The organism is Oligoflexia bacterium, from assembly GCA_034439615.1.
Taxonomy (GTDB): Bacteria; Bdellovibrionota; Bdellovibrionia; order JABDDW01; family JABDDW01; genus JAWXAT01.
Window position 1 is genome coordinate 1 of sequence record JAWXAT010000046.1, and the last position, 15,454, is coordinate 15,454.

Here is a 15,454-nt window from a genome sequence, read left to right on the forward strand (position 1 = left end):
CCTCCCCCCCTACAGAATTAACAAAGCGCCCCGGAGATCCTGATTCTTCTCAGGATCTCCTTTTTTATTTCCGTTTAAATTTTGATTTAATGCGCTTTTGAAATTCGCCTAATGTTTCGGTGAGTTCTGGGACCTTCAACAACCACGAAGTTAGAAAATAAGCTAAAGCCGAAGCAGTTACTGTAACCAAAAGACAAACCACTCGAGCCCAATGATCTGGCCCCAATATTAAAGAAAGTGGTCCATAAATAAGCGAAACACCCATGAGTACAAGGCTTGCGAGAATAAACTTAGAAACTGCAATAGTCAAAGTACGCCAATCAAGTGAAACCACAAGTTTTTGATAAGCGATAATAAGAATCAAAAAATTTATAGCCCCACTTATTGTCGAACTTGCTGCTAAGCCAGTTACGCCATACATCTTCGTAAACACTGACGCAATAAACACATGACAAGTTAAAGCAATCGCCGCAGCTAATGCTGGAAGCCATGTGTTTTTCATGGCGTAAAATGCAGGAGCAAAAACACGCACACATGTGGCAAATATTACTCCGATTCCATAAACTTTAAGAACTGAACCAGTCATAAGTGTGTCGTGTGCCGTAAATTTTCCGTGTTCATAAAGTGAATAAATAATTTCATGGGAAAGCATAAATAGCCCCGCTGCACACGGTATGGCCATGAAAAGACTTAAGCGCACTGCGTGCATGCTGGCTTTTCCCATACCGTCAACATCACCTCGAGACCAAAATGCAGATAGTGCTGGTAGAGTGACAGTTCCAAGGCTTACTGCAAAAATTGAAAGTGGAAGTTCTAAAAGTCTATCAGCATAAAAAATCCAAGAATTACTACCTTCCTCAAGGCTACTGGCAAAATATGTATTAATTAAAACCCCAAGTTGCATTACCGAAAGGCCCAAAATACTTGGACCCATTGCGCGAAGGACTCGATTTACAGCAGGGTTTCCCCACCACTTTCTAAATCGCGGAAAAAACCCTGAGCGCTTGAGTGCTGGTATTAATAAACCAAGTTGTAAAAAACCTCCCACAACAGTTGCCCAAGCAAGAACATCACTTGAAATCTCAAATCGGTCTCGAAAAAATATGACTCCTGTTAAAAGAGAAATATTCCAAAGTGCGGGTGCCACGGCCGGAAGCCAAAAGATCTTAAGTGTGTTTAGAATCCCCATGGCAAACGCGTAAAAACTTACAAGCATGATGTAACAAAACATAATGCGCGCTTGATGAATGGTGAGTTCTAATTTTCCTGGAATTGCTAAGAACTCATCACTACCACTGAGCAATGTCACCGTGGGGCTTGCGAAATAAGTGCCCAAGATTGTAAGGATCGAAAGCACAACAAATAAGAGTGTAAAAACAGAGGAGACGAGCTCTCGCGCACCTTTTTTATCATCATTTTTAAGAAAATCTGTGAGCACAGGAATGAAGCTCACAGTAAGTGCTCCTTCACCAAAAATACGACGAAATAGATTGGGGAGTCTAAAAGCTACAAAAAATGCGTCAGTAGCAGTTCTTGAGAAGTAATGGGCAATTACAAGCTCGCGCATGAGCCCCAACACTCGACTGGTCATGGTTCCCAGGGCTACCCAAAAAGCAGAAACCGCTACTTGTTTTCGCTCACTATCTTGTAAATCCTTCAGAGATTGATCTTGCAAAGCGGCCCCTCTTGACTATGCATGTAATTAATGTAACAACATGTCCGACTCCGAAGTCAAATCCATTGCTTAGCCCAGGAGGCAAAATTACATGGCAACCCATATTTCAGCTGAAAAACGTGCCCGTCAAACCAAACGTCGTACTGTTCGAAATGACACGATTTCATCATCGCTTAAAACCTTTGAGAAAAAAGTAAGAGCCGCTTACGAAGCGAAAGATGGAAAAGCTGCTATTGAAGCACTCAAAAATTTTGCTGCACAATTTGATAAAGCTGCAAGCAAAGGGATTGTTCACGTAAAGAAAGCTGCACGCAAAGTAGGCAGACTTTCAAAGCTCGTCAGCAGTCTCAAGTCTTGAATTTTTGAGCGAAACTTCCTCTGAGGTTTTGTCAGCAATATAATCTCTGATCATTCGCTTGTTTTCGAACGTCAAGTTATTGAATTGCACTCCATAGGCAGGACCTCTTTTTTCATTGGCTGGCTTGATGTAAACAACAACGCCAGTCACTGAAACAAAACCTTTTTTTGGAATATAAAAATTAACTACGATGTGATCCGCATTTTTAATCGGACCATTTGATTCTACGAGCATCCCACCTTCGCCCACTTCAATTCCATGAACAATATTGTACTCAGCATGCGCGAGTAAGCCTACGGAATGTCTAAAAAGGCGCCTTGGAAATCTTCGATGTGGAGTGCCATTGAGTATATCTGCACTCATAAATATCCCCCACAGTTTTGAAAACTGCTGACCAAGATTACAAAAGTAATTAGGTAAATCAGAATGACACTATAACGCTTAAAGCCCTTCATGAAGTACTCCCACCACTTTATCGGTGAAATCACATGAAGACTTGAAATGACCTAAGACTTAAGTCTTGTGCATTTTGAACATCACCTAAAAACGTCACTGGTTCCAATAAAAACAGAACTTTTGTAATGGTCGATTGCTCAGAGCCCATTATTTCTTGATGTGAGCGTGGCACCTAGGTTGCTCTTATTATCATGAGTATGGATGTACGTAGCTGGAATGTAATTTTAATATTGTTGTGTGGCCTATTTTCGTCAGCATCAAATGCTGATAGCAGAAATGCCATTTCAAGTGGATTAGCTTTAGGCTCAGTAATTCAAACCAAATACACTGATACTGACGGAAATCCTGGCCAAATCAACACTTCAATTTCAGAAGTTTCTGAACTCACCTATAAAAGTGATTCAGCACTGAAAGCACTGTTTACTTCAGATAATTCAAATCACCCTTCGACAGAACCAATTATACTCTTAGTACCTCAAGCCCTTCACCAAGACGCAGTAGCACTTCAAGATCGACTCGCATCAATGCAAATAAGAAGTGAGATTGAAGATGTACCAGATTCTTTGCACGATGCATGGATTCGCCGTGAAAATGAAATGGCTCAACATTTTCAGTTAGAACAACAAAGTACAAACCGGAAATTATTAACTAAAGAGCATAACTCAAATTTTAAATTTGAAAACATTATCGTTAAACCTGACAGAAAAACGCGCTGGCTTGCTTCAATTCAAACTTTAAGTACCGCAGGTATTGCATCAGCGGCTGTATATGTGACCATTGGTATTACACAGTGGCAAGCGATTAGTCTTATAATGACTTCGACTCTCATCACTGCTGTATATAAATTTGGATCAGAAACACTTGATCGATTATTCACAGGTGCTTGGAGGCAAGATTCCACTTTAACCAAAACTCAAACATCTAAAAGTCATAAACGTCGACTTGTCTTTAATTTAGTTGTTACTGAATTTGCACGCATAGTATCAGATGTGACATTTGGTACTCATCATGTTCCGTCTTTTGCCGGTCAAATTGATATTGCGACCAACACTGCAAGTGGTGCTATGAGTGGAGTCCCCTTAGAGGCTGCAAAAACCAAACACTTTGCAGATGTTGAAAAACAATACGCAAAAAAATGGATTGGCTTCTTCGCATTTTACTTAAGCATTCCTTATTCGATTTTAAACCAAATGAATATCCATCTTGGATCAGTTCAAGTCAGTCACTACATCACACTACACGGCACCACAGGTGCTGCCGTTGCGACCCTTTTAGCTGCAACTTATTTAATTAAAAAATACCCAGAACGCGTGAACCGCTTAGCTACAGCTGCTGAAAATTTGCTCGATAAGGCAATTGTAAAGTATGACACGCTATTTAATAAGCCTGCTAAATGCCAAGATATACTTCGATCAATTCTTACATCCAATTAATAGCTGACTTTGGGGGAGGTAGATTCTGGCGTCGCTTGACGACAAGCCTGAAGTACAAGATTCTCAAGCCATAGATGACTGGAAAGTGGATTTGATTTAAGCGCGCGATCTGTATCTAAAAGCACATCGTAAATTTGAATAAGCTGTTTAAAATCTTGTTTGCGTGCTTGGTCGATATATTCTTTTACAAAAAAACCATGAACTCCCACACGACTTGCAATTTGAGCCTGACTTAAACCTTCGCGCAGCGCCTCTTGGCAAAGCATTAAAATTCTAAAATGCCTGATGATCATGGCCAAAACACCAACTTCATTTTGACCACTATCGAGGAGATGCGCTAAGTGGGTGAAAGAATTTGCGCAATCACCATTACCCATGCAGTTAACAAGTTCAAACACTGTATGCACACGTATACGACTCACCGTTGCACGAATATCATCCACTTCGATACGACTTCGCTCGCCGACATACTGAGCGGCTTTACATAATTCATTATTGATATCAGTTAAATTTGAGCCAACAGATTCTTTAAGTAGCTCAGCTGCTTCTGGCGATAATTCCTTGGAATATTTTTTTGCAATATAGGTGATCCATGGGTTGAGCTGATTCTCAAATGGCTTTTGAAACTTTACCATTACACCTTTTGATTCAAAAAGTTTAAAAAACTTTTTTCGCATATCAGCTTTTGAAGCCACTAGCACAAGGCAAGTGCTCTCAACCGGTTTTTCAACCAAAACTGTTAATCTTTCGAGTTCTGAAGCAGAGAGATCTTGAGCCTGTTTTACGATGACTAAGCGCCTTTGAGACATCATGGGGAGTGTTTCAACAGCGTCACAAATGCTCTCAACATCTGCATCACTGGCATAAAAAACAGAATAATTAAAATCAGCAGCACCACCTGTTAAAACTTTTTCTTTAATTTTTTCTAATGACTCATCAACCATGAATGTTTCTTCACCATGAAGAAAATAAAGTGAGGCAATCTGACCTCGGTCTAATTGTTGTGCTAAAAGTTTTGAATCAACTGAACTCATTAAAAATTCTCCGTCAATCGATCGTGCGCTTCTGACATCATATCTTTAGCAATACGTGAGACTGTTGATTGCCTTGAATTTTGATTATAAATAGCATCTGAAGCATTTAACCCTGGTGTACCAATCAGTGGCCCTAAATAAGCCCCTTGGCCATTAAAGGTTCCTTCCCATAAAATAGAATTATCAGAAACTTTTTTTGCGACAACTTTTACCGTCACTACAGTAGAATATTCTTTACTCAAGATTGTATTCACAGGCAATGGATTACTTCTGCCTCGCGAATCTTTCGTATCAGGTGCAACAATTGCAGGTTGCTCAGTTTCACGTGATTGAGCAGAAACAGGCAAGCCCGGTGTAAAACTCACACTCATAACTACACCTTCAAGAATAACTTGCGCATCATTTTTTGGGGTAATTTTAGCAATCTTACTACGCTCAAATTCTGTACGTAGACTTTCAGTGAAATAAGATTCAATTCCAACTTCGTGTGTTTTATTTATAAACATTGGTACCGATACACGATCATAACCACCCGGCATGGCACGGCGAGCATTTCCAAATTGGTAGCTTGAGCAAGCAGTCATTGTTATTAAAATTGAAATTAAAAAACTAACATGTTTCAAGCTCACCCTCCATTTGCACATATTAAACTACAATATTAACAAGTTTATTTGGAACAACAATCACACGCTTGGGCTGAGCTCCACTCAGTGCATCTTTGATTTTGGTATTAGCCATCGCTAAGTTTTTAAGCTCATCATCACTTGTACCATCAGCACACTGCATGCGATCTTTTATTTTTCCGTTAATTTGAAATACTATTTCTCGCTCTGATACCTTAGCGAATTCTTCATTGAACCCTGGCCATGATTCATTAAGCGTGAATCCTTTATGCCCCAGTGCTTCCCACAATTCATCACTCATATGTGGAGCAAATGGAGAAATCATCAGTACTAAAGTTTCAATACTCTTTTTAAACACCCCTAAGGTTTGGGTATCAGCCTTAGCCAAATCAATGAGATAAAGATAATTCACAAATTCCATCATAAAACTAATAGCCGTATTGTAACTAAAATCTCTTTCAATATCGCAGCTCACATTTTTTACAGTTTTATGCAAAAGATGTTGAAGCTTTTTTGCCTCTGCACTTGTTACTGAATCTGGATACTTAATACCTTGCAGCTGCTGATTCGAATTTAAAGACAAGCGATAAACTCGACTTAAAAATCTAAAACAGCCCTCTACACCTTGATCATTCCATTCTAAATCTTTTTCAATTGGACCTGCAAAGAGAACAAATAATCTTGCGGTATCGGCTCCTAGTTTTGCCACCAAATCATCAGGGTCAACGACATTGCCTTTTGATTTACTCATTTTAGCGCCGTCTTTATAAACCATGCCTTGGCAGATAAGTTGTTTCACGGGTTCATCGCCCTGAACCCATCCCCAATCACGCATAAGTTTATGAAAAAACCGAATATATATTAAATGAAGTGTTGCATGTTCGACTCCGCCCACATAGTGATCAATGGATAACCACTTATCGCAATCAGCTTTATTTACTGCACTCTCACCGTGTTTTACTGAACAGTAACGTGCATAATACCAGCTTGATTCAATAAATGTCGACATGGTGTCAGCTTCACGTTTTGCATCGCCACCACACTTTGGACATTTAACATTTTGCCATTGAGGATCTTGGGCTAAGGGTGATCCTCCGGTGCCTTTGAATTCAACATTTTCTGGCAATCGAATCGGCAATTCACTTTCGGGCACTTCGACGATTCCATCTTTTGCACAATGAATAATGGGGATAGGTGTGCCCCAATAACGTTGGCGACTAATGCCCCAATCCCTGAGCCTAAAATTTATTTTTGATGTACCTACTTTTTTGGCAGTTAAAATTTGAATGATTTTTTTCTTAGCATCTTTCGTAGTGAGGCCCGAAATTTCATCTGAATTGATCGAAAAACCGTCATCAGTGAATGGCAACTCGGTATCGTCATCTTTTTCTTTTGTTTTTTGTACGACTTTTTTAATGGGCAAATTATACTTTTGAGCAAATGCAAAATCACGAATGTCATGTGCAGGGACAGCCATCAAAGCACCTGTACCGTAATCAGTAAGTACAAAGTTTGCGATCCAGATGGGGATTTTTTCTCCACTCAACGGATGTATTGCATAGCTCCCAGTAAAAACACCTAACTTTTCTGCTGTCTCAGAAGACCGTTCATCTTTATCTGTGTTTTTCATTTTATCGATAAACGCTTTTACATCTTTTTCTTGTACAGTATTTTTTGCAAGCTCACTCACAAGAGCATGTTCAGGAGCCAAAATGATGGATGTCGCTCCCATTAAAGTATCGGGCCTTGTAGTGAACACACGAATTTTTGAAGTCTGTTTTTCAATAGTAAAATCTATTTCAGCGCCTTCTGATTTTCCGATCCAATTGGTTTGCATGATACGCACGCGATCAGGCCATTCATTAAGGCCTTTTATTCCTTCAAGTAATTCGTCAGCATATTTTGTGATTCTTAAAAACCATTGATTCATTTCTTTGATTTCAACTTTTGAATCACAGCGCCAGCATTGACCATCACCCACTTCTTCATTGGCAAGTACAGTTTGACAACTGGGGCACCAATTCAAAGGTCTTTTTTCACGATAAGCGAGTCCCTCGCGCAGCATGCGCAAGAACATCATTTGCTCCCAACGATAATAATCTGAGTCGCACGTTGTTACTTCTCGGCGCCAATCATAGCTAACACCCAAAAGATTAATTTGGGCTTTCATATTGGCAATGTTTTCGTATGTCCATTTACGTGGGTGAACTTTATTTTGAATAGCAGCATTTTCGGCAGGCAAACCAAAAGCATCCCAACCCATGGGATGTAATACATTATACCCCTTCATTCTAAAAAAGCGGGCCATCACATCACCGATTGAATAATTACGAACATGCCCCATGTGAATGCGCCCTGAGGGATAGGGAAACATTTCTAAAACATATTTTTTAGGTAAGTCAGGGTTAAACTCGACATCAAATAGCTTAGCTTCCTGCCATTTTTTTCGCCATTTTGGTTCTATTTCTGTAGGAACATATTCAAAGCCTGTGCGCGTCACATAAATCCTTTTGACGAATGTTGACCTCATAGATCAACACGTTTAATCTTGGTTTCTATGATGAAATATTACTTAATGGCCCCCGGGCCGTCAATGATCCCTGAACGTATTCTTCTTGAGATGGCTCAACCTAGCATCCATCATCGTACAAAGCAGTTTGAATCGATCTTAGATGACGTTAGAAAACAGCTCAAGCTCGTTTTTCAGACCACCCAAGAGGTAATTCCACTTACCTGTTCGGGTACTGGGGGCATGGAGGCCGTAATCGCTAATTGTTTTTCTCCGGGCGATAAAGTTTTAGTCATTCGCGCTGGGAAGTTTGGTGAGCGCTGGTCTGAACAGTGTACTCGCTACGGATTAAACGTCATCAATTACGATGTTCAGTGGGGAGATGTTAGCGATCTCAATATACTTAAAGGTTTGCTTGAAAAAAATACGGATACAAAAGGTGTTTTATGTCAGGCATGTGAAACATCGACTGGAACATTTCAGCCCATTGAAAAAATCGGAAACCTTATAAAAACCATGCCCAACACCCTTTTCATGGTTGATGCCATCACAGCACTAGGCATCACTGATATTAAAACCGATGCATGGGGCATCGATGCCATAGTTACAGGGTCACAAAAAGCATTTATGTTGCCACCAGGACTTGCCATGGTGTGTTTGAGCATAAAAGCATGGGCGTTTGCTGAGAAAGCAAAGCTACCTCGATTTTATTTTGATTTGCGCGAAGAATTAAAAGCTTTAAAGAAAAATCAAACCCATTTTACTCCAGCTGTATCGCTTATTCGAGGGCTTAATGTGGCACTTGAAATGATGCTTACTGAAGGTCTTGATAAACTTTTTGCACGGCATCGAAGACTCGCAGAAGCCACGCGTGAATCAATGAAGGCCATAGGCTTAAGCATTTTATCAAAGGCACCGTCTGATAGCATCACAGCCATAGTTTCGCCTCAAGGTATAGACTCAGATAAAATTGTTCAGCGCCTATCAGATCACTACAATATTTCAATTGTAGGTGGGCAAGACCGCCTTAAAGGCAAAATTTTTAGGCTTGGGCACATGGGATATTGCGGCGATTTTGATGTCATCAGCATGGTTGCCGCCACAGAAATGGCGCTTAAAGATTTAGGCTTAAATATTGATGTGGGCACAGCCACTGCTGTAGCAACAAAAATTCTTCATAAAAATCTCAAATAATTCTTAATCACAATAAATATTGAATTTGACGATCATAACAGATAAACATCCCACTGCTAAACATCTTGGGAGAAGGGATTCATAAGTGTCTGGAATCGTCGTCGTGGGCGCCCAATGGGGCGATGAGGGTAAAGGTAAGGTTGTTGACGTTTTCTCAAGCCAAGCAGATGTTGTTGTACGCTATCAAGGCGGAAACAATGCCGGTCATACTCTCGTTGTAAATGGTCAAAAAACAGTACTTCATCTTATTCCATCAGGAATTTTACATAAACGCTGCACATGTGTAATTGCCAGCGGAGTCGTACTCGATGCCGAAGTATTAATAGGTGAAATCAAAGCTCTTAAAGAAAAAGGAATTTTAAAAGCATCAAAGCAACTTTTGATCTCTGATGGCGCCACCTTGATTATGCCCTATCATAAAATTATTGATCAAAGCCGTGAAGAGCGTTTAGGAAATGAAAAAATTGGAACCACCGGCCGAGGCATTGGCCCCGCCTACGAAGATCGAGCTTCAAGAAAGGCCATCCTTTTTAGAGATCTCTTTGATTCTGATGTCTTACGCCAAAAACTCAATGTTGCGCTTGAAGAGAAAAACTTCCTTATTGAAAACTATTTTAAAAAGCCAGCACTCGATATTGAAGAACTTCACGCTAAGTTCACAGCCCTTGGAAAACAACTTGAAGAACATAGACTCGCTGACCCTAGCCTTCTCACGGCAACAGCTTTAAAAAAGAAGAAAAAAGTCCTCTTTGAAGGTGCTCAAGGTACTCTTTTAGATCTACTTCACGGGACATACCCTTATGTTACATCTAGTAGCACCGTTGCTGGCTCTGCTTGCACGGGCGTTGGCTTAGGCCCCTCCCATATGAGTAAGGTTATTGGAATTACAAAAGCCTACACAACTCGCGTAGGAACAGGGCCATTTCCCACTGAACTTCATGATGAAACAGGTGAATTACTTCAAAAAAAGGGCAATGAATTTGGAGCAACCACAGGGCGAAGACGTCGCTGCGGGTGGCTTGATCTTGTTGCGCTAAAATACGCCATTCGAGTCAATGGCCTGACTTCTTTGGCATTGATGAAAATCGACGTTCTCACAGGCTTTGATGAACTAAACGTTGCGGTGGCGTATAAACTTAATGGCAAAACCATTCATGAGATTCCCACCTCTGCAGCAGAACTTGAGCAGGTGAAACCGGTGTATAAAAAGTTCCCGGGATGGTCGCAAAGCCTTGATGGAGTGAGAAAAAAATCAAAACTTCCAAAGGCTGCACAAAACTATATTAAATTTATCGAAAAGTTTGTAGGTGTAGGTTGCGATATTATTTCAACCGGGCCTGACAGAGCAGAGACAATTTGGGTGAAGCCCCTATTTAAGTAAATGAAGTTAGTTTCGGTAGTTAGCCAAATTCGTTTGAGTTCTATGTTGACACTCATTCGTTCCTACCGGTAAAAAGACGGTTTGAGTTTTCGACAGAGAAAGTTTGTGGGCCGCTAGCTCAGTTGGTTAGAGCATCTCCCTTTTAAGGAGAGGGTCGGTGGTTCGAGTCCACCGCGGCTCACCATTTTTTAAGGCAAGATGCGGATAAAAGGTGTCATGGCAGAAAAGAAAATAAAACTGGATTACTCCGGTTCAAAAGGATGGCTGATTTTTTGGGTCATCGTTTTCTTTCCTGTAGCGTTAGTACTCTTGGTGACGGGTGCTCGCTTTGACCTCGAAGGACACACATATTTTATTCGCTACGAAGGTTCAAAAAACTGGTTATGTTTTTGGACCATCGCATTTTTTCCAATCGTGTTCATGCTGCTTCTTCTCAACGGAGTAACATTGATCGTCGATAATAATAGTTTGTCCACGGGTTCCCATCGTCTAGAGGCCTAGGACACTACCCTTTCACGGTAGATACCGGGGTTCGAATCCCCGTGGGAACGCCAATTTATTTGGGCACTTTTGATCATTAAAATCCTAAGTGCCCGATTTTTCACAACGAGTTTTCAATCACTTAGTTCACATTCTCCGGCTTCTTCATTACTCGAAATGTCGCCACATTACTCTCGTTGGCTATTTCACGGCTACGATTTGGCTACACTTCGAAAAAGAACAAAATTTGGCGAAAAACTGCGTCTAGAGAGCCTAGCCACATGAAACATTTAGCTTTTCGATGTGACGTCTAGAGTGGGCCTAGATTGTGCGATTCCCAGAAGTAAATATGTGTCTAGAGGTCTACGACACCACTTCACTTCAGAAAAACACGGGGTTCGAATTGCAGAAAATGTTTTGCAAGTTTTGTTAGAGGAATTGTAACCAAACTAAATTGTTCATTGAGCGCTTTAATAACATCAAAAGGAGCGACTAAAATGAGCAAGCGTTCAAACATTAAGAAGATTACGAGGCAATCCAAAATTATGAGATTTATGCGTTTATCCCGAAGTGTTTCACAAGAGCGAGCGGCCCTTATGATTGGGTGTTCAGAATCCGCAATCGGTCATTACGAGACAGGAAGAATGGACATCTCTGAACTTCGATTGAAACAATTTTTAAAGACTTACCGATACGGTAAGGACGATTTTGATGAGTATATGAATGGTCGTCCCATACCGATTAGCCTCAAAGATGAATGCGTCGGTTTATTAAATAAACTGGACGAAACGAAACTTAAGGCTGTTCACTCAGTCTTACTAGGATTCACCGCATGAGAAACCAATTAGAGGCATTGAAAAATAACTTGACTAAACCTGTCGTTTTTGACAGTATAGAGGTTAGACATGAGGAAACTTGAGGTCTATATAACTAAAAACGGAAGGGAACCTTTTACCGAATGGTTTGAGCATCAGGATAAGGTTACTAGAGGTAGAATTATTTCCTATCTTGAAAGAGTATCACTTGGCGCGGCAAAGAAAAATATCAAGCCCCTCGGAAATGGCGTTTTTGAAGTTAAGATTGATTACGGTCCCGGTTACCGAGTGTATTTTGGATTAGTAGGAAAAGTGATCGTTTTACTTTTACTTGGCGGTCACAAAGGGAGCCAAAACCGAGACATCGAGCAGGCTAAAATGTACTGGAGGGAATATGAATCGAAGTAGATCTTTTGATCCTGATATCAGCAAAGCACTTCTTGATCCAGAGACGGCCCAATCTTTCCTTTTAGGCTTAATGGAAGGCGAAGAAGGACTGAATTTAGAAAAAGCATTGAAGCATACCATTTCTAAAATGGGAGTAAAAGAGTTTGCGAAATTTGCAAAAGTTGATGCTGACAATGTGGTTCATTTCTTAAAGGGACGACGCAAACCAAAGCCAGAGACCCTAGACACTTATTTAAAACCATTTAGGTTAAAATCAAAACTTGTTGCCGAGAAAGCCTCTTAAGGAAGAGCGACCCGAAGGCCGAAGAGGCTATACCAACATTGCCATTTCCTAAAATCGTCATTTTGGTTGTAGGTGCATTATCTGTGGTATTTGTTGCTCCCTGCGCGGTTGCAGTTTGAAATTGTATGCTCGATGACCCTGTACCGGTCGCAGTACTTGCCGCGATTTTGACCTCTGCCTGTGATAATCAAACTCTTCAAAAACTTGTCGCAAATCGAGACCCTGCAAATCAAAATCCAGTTAATACACCAACCCCAAACCCCACTCCTACGCCTTTGGCCGGAGTTCCAGGGTATGCGATTTCTTCAGGCGGCGATGGTGGTATTCTACAAGGATCAACAGTTAAAATACGGGCTCGTATTGGGAAATGGGAGTCTTCAGTTGTGGGCACAAGCACTACATCAAAGCAAATCAGAACGGGATTTTCACGAGTCAGAAATGACGAAAATTAGATCCTGTTAACATACTGATACCTTTAGATAATTTTAAACAACTAATTGCTTTAAGTCTTTTGGCTAGGATGCCGATAAATAACATAGCTAGAGGTGTTAATTATGTACGTATTCTCAAAACCCGGATTCCTACGCTGTCTCATAGTCTTGGGACTATTGTTCCATTCTCAGTACTCATTTGCCCTCGAAGAATCGCCGCAAACTTTTACTTTTGAAGGACGAGCTTATCAAACCGATGGTACGTCACCACTTTTAGACACAGTTGATTTCAAATTCGAAATTTTAAATAACGCCGGTGACTGCGTACTTTATCAAGAAGCGCAACTCGCTCAAGACCTAATCACGAGTAAAGGCGTATTCGCGATAAATGTAGGTTCCCCAGTTGGTAACGCAAAAAGAACCGCCGGTGGATCAGCGGATTCACTTCTTACGATGGCTCAAATATTTCAAAATAGATCAGCTGTTAGTGTGCCAGTTGGCATTTGTGCAGCGGGAACTTTTACTCCAGCCTCGGGTGAGCAAAGAAAATTGAGAGTCACAATTACACCTGCAAGTACCGGAGTACCCGAAGTTATTGCACTTAATTTTCCAGTAAATAGTGTTCCGCAAGCTCTAGTTGCTGAAACACTTCAAGGAATTGGTCCTGATGGTTTTGTAAAAATAGATACTCCGAGCAACTTAACTCAAGCAAATATTTTAACCCTCGTAAATGGCGGTGACATCGCGGCCGCAAGACATCATCACAACACCGAAAACGACCTTCGTTATGCGAAACTTAGCTCTGCATCCAACCAAAATTTTGGAACTGGAAGTGTGTACACAGCAGGCCGCATCGGTATCGGAATGTCATCCGCACCTACGACAGATCTTATGTTTGGTGGAAACTCAACGAGACAAATCTTAGTCGATAGCCCGAATATTTCATAAAGAATTAAAAAGTAGCTAGCCTTTTTTAAAAAAGAACCCAGATTGTAATTACTTACAAAACAACATGGGAAAAAGGCAGCTATGGCAAACTGTAATCAAGAATCGTTCGAATTTCCAGCATTAAAAACAAGTAAAACAACGCGCAAAATCGAGGTCAATTTTTCCGGTGGCGAGGTCACCAGTGACGGCGGAGTTATGCTGCTGCGAGAAATCGATCGAAAGCTCGGTTTGACACGAGATCTTGCAAAACATCTCAATGACCCACGCAATCCATTTTTGATTGAGCACACAAGCCTCGAGATGCTGCGCCAAAGAGTTTATGGTTTGTGTCTTGGTTACGAAGATTTGAACGACCAACAAACTTTGCGAAATGATACAGCCATTCAAACAGCAATCGAGAAAGAGTCTCAACTTGCGTCGCCACCAACGTTGTGTCGATTTGAAAACCGTGGTGACCGAAGTACAGCGATCGCATTCCATGAAGTCTTGATTGAGAAGTTTATTGGGTCATTCCAATCAGCTCCGACAGAGTTGGTTCTAGATTTTGATGCGACCGATGACATTGTTCATGGCAATCAAGTGGGCAAACATTTTCACGGATATTATGAAAATTACTGTTTTTGCCCTTGTATGTTTTTTGCGGGGATCAGCTTTTAGTGAGTTATCTTCGTCCGTCAAATATTGATGGCGCGAAACATTCGTGGGCAGTTGCTGCTTTACTGGTGAAGCGTTTGCGAAAAGAGTGGCCGGAAGTAAAAATTATTTTTCGTGGTGATAGTGGCTTTTGCAGGCACCGAATGCTCACATGGTTTGAGAAAAACAAAGTTGATTACATCATTGGTTTACCTGGCAACAAGAGGCTTGAAAAAGAATGTAAAGACTTGATTATCAAATCAAAGGAAGAATTCGAAAAAACAAAAATAAAACAAAAGCTTTTTTCTGAGACAACCTATGCTGCGAAAACTTGGAGTAAAGAGCGACGCGTGATTGTGAAAGCTGAGCACACAGAGCTTGGCGCGAACACCAGATATATTGTCACTAATCTCGAGGGCCAAGCTCAGCATCTTTACGAAAATGTCTACTGCGCTCGTGGAGAAATGGAAAACAGAATTAAAGAGCAGCAACTTGATATGTTCGCAGATCGCACGAGTTGCCATAATTGGTGGCCAAATCAATTTAGACTTTTGCTCTCAAGTGTCGCCTATGTGCTTATGGAAACCATTCGACGTCTAGCGCTTAAAACGACAGAACTCGCAGAGGCACAAGTTGGAACAATCAGACTAAAGCTTTTAAAAATTGGCGCCGTTGTTATTCGAAATACACGAAGAATAAAATTATTATTCTCAAGCCACTATCCCTATCAGGATCTTTTCAAAAAAGTAGCTCATCAACTTATAAACACTGCCTGAAAAATAAGTGCTGCCCT

At 40.9% G+C, this 15,454-nt stretch carries 15 protein-coding genes, 2 tRNA genes and 1 pseudogene; 13 read left to right on the forward strand and 5 right to left on the reverse strand.

Annotation, left to right across the window (positions count from 1 at the left end):
* Positions 1 to 64 precede the first annotated feature (64 nt).
* Positions 65 to 1,675 carry a murein biosynthesis integral membrane protein MurJ gene (gene murJ, locus SGI74_10515; protein MDZ4677926.1) on the reverse strand — a complete coding sequence of 537 codons (1,611 nt, stop codon included), beginning with the start codon at positions 1,673 to 1,675 and terminating at the stop codon, positions 65 to 67.
* 91 nt (positions 1,676 to 1,766) lie between these two features.
* Between murJ and rpsT the strand changes: the two genes are divergently transcribed.
* The gene (gene rpsT / locus SGI74_10520; GenBank protein MDZ4677927.1) at positions 1,767 to 2,033 is read left to right on the forward strand and encodes a 30S ribosomal protein S20; all 267 of its coding nucleotides are present in this window, start codon (positions 1,767 to 1,769) and stop codon (positions 2,031 to 2,033) included.
* Here the strand turns inward: rpsT and SGI74_10525 are convergent.
* Positions 2,004 to 2,396: a PilZ domain-containing protein gene (locus SGI74_10525; protein ID MDZ4677928.1), complete on the reverse strand. Its 393-nt coding sequence runs from the start codon at positions 2,394 to 2,396 to the stop codon at positions 2,004 to 2,006. The two genes, rpsT and SGI74_10525, sit on opposite strands and share 30 nt — an antisense overlap.
* Positions 2,397 to 2,680: 284 nt before the next feature.
* On the opposite strand from SGI74_10525, the gene SGI74_10530 reads away from it, so the two are divergent.
* Positions 2,681 to 3,922 carry a hypothetical protein gene (locus SGI74_10530; protein MDZ4677929.1) on the forward strand — a complete coding sequence of 414 codons (1,242 nt, stop codon included), beginning with the start codon at positions 2,681 to 2,683 and terminating at the stop codon, positions 3,920 to 3,922.
* On the opposite strand, the gene holA is transcribed toward SGI74_10530, so the two are convergent.
* Genes holA through leuS form a run of 3 tightly spaced genes read right to left on the reverse strand, consistent with a single transcriptional unit; the run spans position 3,919 to position 8,079 of the window.
* Positions 3,919 to 4,956: a DNA polymerase III subunit delta gene (holA, locus tag SGI74_10535; protein ID MDZ4677930.1), complete on the reverse strand. Its 1,038-nt coding sequence runs from the start codon at positions 4,954 to 4,956 to the stop codon at positions 3,919 to 3,921. The genes SGI74_10530 and holA overlap by 4 nt on opposite strands.
* Positions 4,956 to 5,579 carry an LPS assembly lipoprotein LptE gene (lptE, locus tag SGI74_10540; protein MDZ4677931.1) on the reverse strand — a complete coding sequence of 208 codons (624 nt, stop codon included), beginning with the start codon at positions 5,577 to 5,579 and terminating at the stop codon, positions 4,956 to 4,958. The genes holA and lptE overlap by 1 nt, the downstream gene beginning before the upstream one ends.
* Before the next feature lie 22 nt (positions 5,580 to 5,601).
* Positions 5,602 to 8,079, reverse strand: coding sequence for a leucine--tRNA ligase (leuS, locus tag SGI74_10545; GenBank protein ID MDZ4677932.1), 2,478 nt, complete (start codon positions 8,077 to 8,079; stop codon positions 5,602 to 5,604).
* 75 nt (positions 8,080 to 8,154) lie between these two features.
* On the opposite strand from leuS, the gene SGI74_10550 reads away from it, so the two are divergent.
* The 11 genes and pseudogenes from SGI74_10550 to SGI74_10600 all read left to right on the forward strand — a co-directional run bounded on the left by SGI74_10550 (position 8,155) and on the right by SGI74_10600 (position 15,437).
* Positions 8,155 to 9,282, forward strand: a complete 1,128-nt coding sequence (locus SGI74_10550; GenBank protein ID MDZ4677933.1) for an alanine--glyoxylate aminotransferase family protein — start codon at positions 8,155 to 8,157, stop codon at positions 9,280 to 9,282.
* Between the two features lie 85 nt (positions 9,283 to 9,367).
* Positions 9,368 to 10,663 carry an adenylosuccinate synthase gene (locus tag SGI74_10555; GenBank protein MDZ4677934.1) on the forward strand — a complete coding sequence of 432 codons (1,296 nt, stop codon included), beginning with the start codon at positions 9,368 to 9,370 and terminating at the stop codon, positions 10,661 to 10,663.
* 107 nt (positions 10,664 to 10,770) lie between these two features.
* A tRNA-Lys gene (locus SGI74_10560) sits at positions 10,771 to 10,847 on the forward strand.
* A gap of 32 nt (positions 10,848 to 10,879) precedes the next feature.
* Positions 10,880 to 11,164, forward strand: a complete 285-nt coding sequence (locus SGI74_10565) for a hypothetical protein (protein MDZ4677935.1) — start codon at positions 10,880 to 10,882, stop codon at positions 11,162 to 11,164.
* Positions 11,142 to 11,217: transfer RNA gene (locus tag SGI74_10570), tRNA-Glu, on the forward strand. The genes SGI74_10565 and SGI74_10570 overlap by 23 nt, the downstream gene beginning before the upstream one ends.
* 480 nt (positions 11,218 to 11,697) lie before the next feature.
* The gene (locus SGI74_10575; protein ID MDZ4677936.1) at positions 11,698 to 11,979 is read left to right on the forward strand and encodes a helix-turn-helix transcriptional regulator; all 282 of its coding nucleotides are present in this window, start codon (positions 11,698 to 11,700) and stop codon (positions 11,977 to 11,979) included.
* A 69-nt stretch (positions 11,980 to 12,048) separates the two neighbouring features.
* Entirely contained in the window at positions 12,049 to 12,366 is a 318-nt protein-coding gene (locus SGI74_10580) for a type II toxin-antitoxin system RelE/ParE family toxin (protein ID MDZ4677937.1), read from the forward strand.
* The gene (locus SGI74_10585; protein ID MDZ4677938.1) at positions 12,353 to 12,649 is read left to right on the forward strand and encodes a hypothetical protein; all 297 of its coding nucleotides are present in this window, start codon (positions 12,353 to 12,355) and stop codon (positions 12,647 to 12,649) included. Before SGI74_10580 ends, SGI74_10585 begins: the two co-directional genes overlap by 14 nt.
* 125 nt (positions 12,650 to 12,774) lie before the next feature.
* Positions 12,775 to 13,101, forward strand: coding sequence for a hypothetical protein (locus SGI74_10590; GenBank protein MDZ4677939.1), 327 nt, complete (start codon positions 12,775 to 12,777; stop codon positions 13,099 to 13,101).
* A 147-nt stretch (positions 13,102 to 13,248) separates the two neighbouring features.
* Positions 13,249 to 14,028 (forward strand): hypothetical protein, encoded by a 780-nt coding sequence (locus SGI74_10595; GenBank protein ID MDZ4677940.1) that lies wholly within the window; start codon positions 13,249 to 13,251, stop codon positions 14,026 to 14,028.
* Between the two features lie 81 nt (positions 14,029 to 14,109).
* Positions 14,110 to 15,437, forward strand: a pseudogene (locus SGI74_10600) (IS1380 family transposase).
* The last annotated feature ends 17 nt before the right edge of the window (positions 15,438 to 15,454 follow it).

Bases quoted from the DNA above. Each gene is read 5' to 3' on its own strand.
- rpsT (MDZ4677927.1), top strand. From the start codon at position 1,767: ATGGCAACCCATATTTCAGCTGAAAAACGTGCCCGTCAAACCAAACGT.
- SGI74_10525 (MDZ4677928.1), bottom strand. From the start codon at position 2,396: ATGAGTGCAGATATACTCAATGGCACTCCACATCGAAGATTTCCAAGG.
- SGI74_10530 (MDZ4677929.1), top strand. From the start codon at position 2,681: ATGAGTATGGATGTACGTAGCTGGAATGTAATTTTAATATTGTTGTGT.
- holA (MDZ4677930.1), bottom strand. From the start codon at position 4,956: ATGAGTTCAGTTGATTCAAAACTTTTAGCACAACAATTAGACCGAGGT.
- SGI74_10550 (MDZ4677933.1), top strand. From the start codon at position 8,155: ATGGCCCCCGGGCCGTCAATGATCCCTGAACGTATTCTTCTTGAGATG.
- SGI74_10565 (MDZ4677935.1), top strand. From the start codon at position 10,880: ATGGCAGAAAAGAAAATAAAACTGGATTACTCCGGTTCAAAAGGATGG.
- SGI74_10575 (MDZ4677936.1), top strand. From the start codon at position 11,698: ATGCGTTTATCCCGAAGTGTTTCACAAGAGCGAGCGGCCCTTATGATT.
- SGI74_10580 (MDZ4677937.1), top strand. From the start codon at position 12,049: ATGAGGAAACTTGAGGTCTATATAACTAAAAACGGAAGGGAACCTTTT.
- SGI74_10585 (MDZ4677938.1), top strand. From the start codon at position 12,353: ATGAATCGAAGTAGATCTTTTGATCCTGATATCAGCAAAGCACTTCTT.
- SGI74_10590 (MDZ4677939.1), top strand. From the start codon at position 12,775: ATGCTCGATGACCCTGTACCGGTCGCAGTACTTGCCGCGATTTTGACC.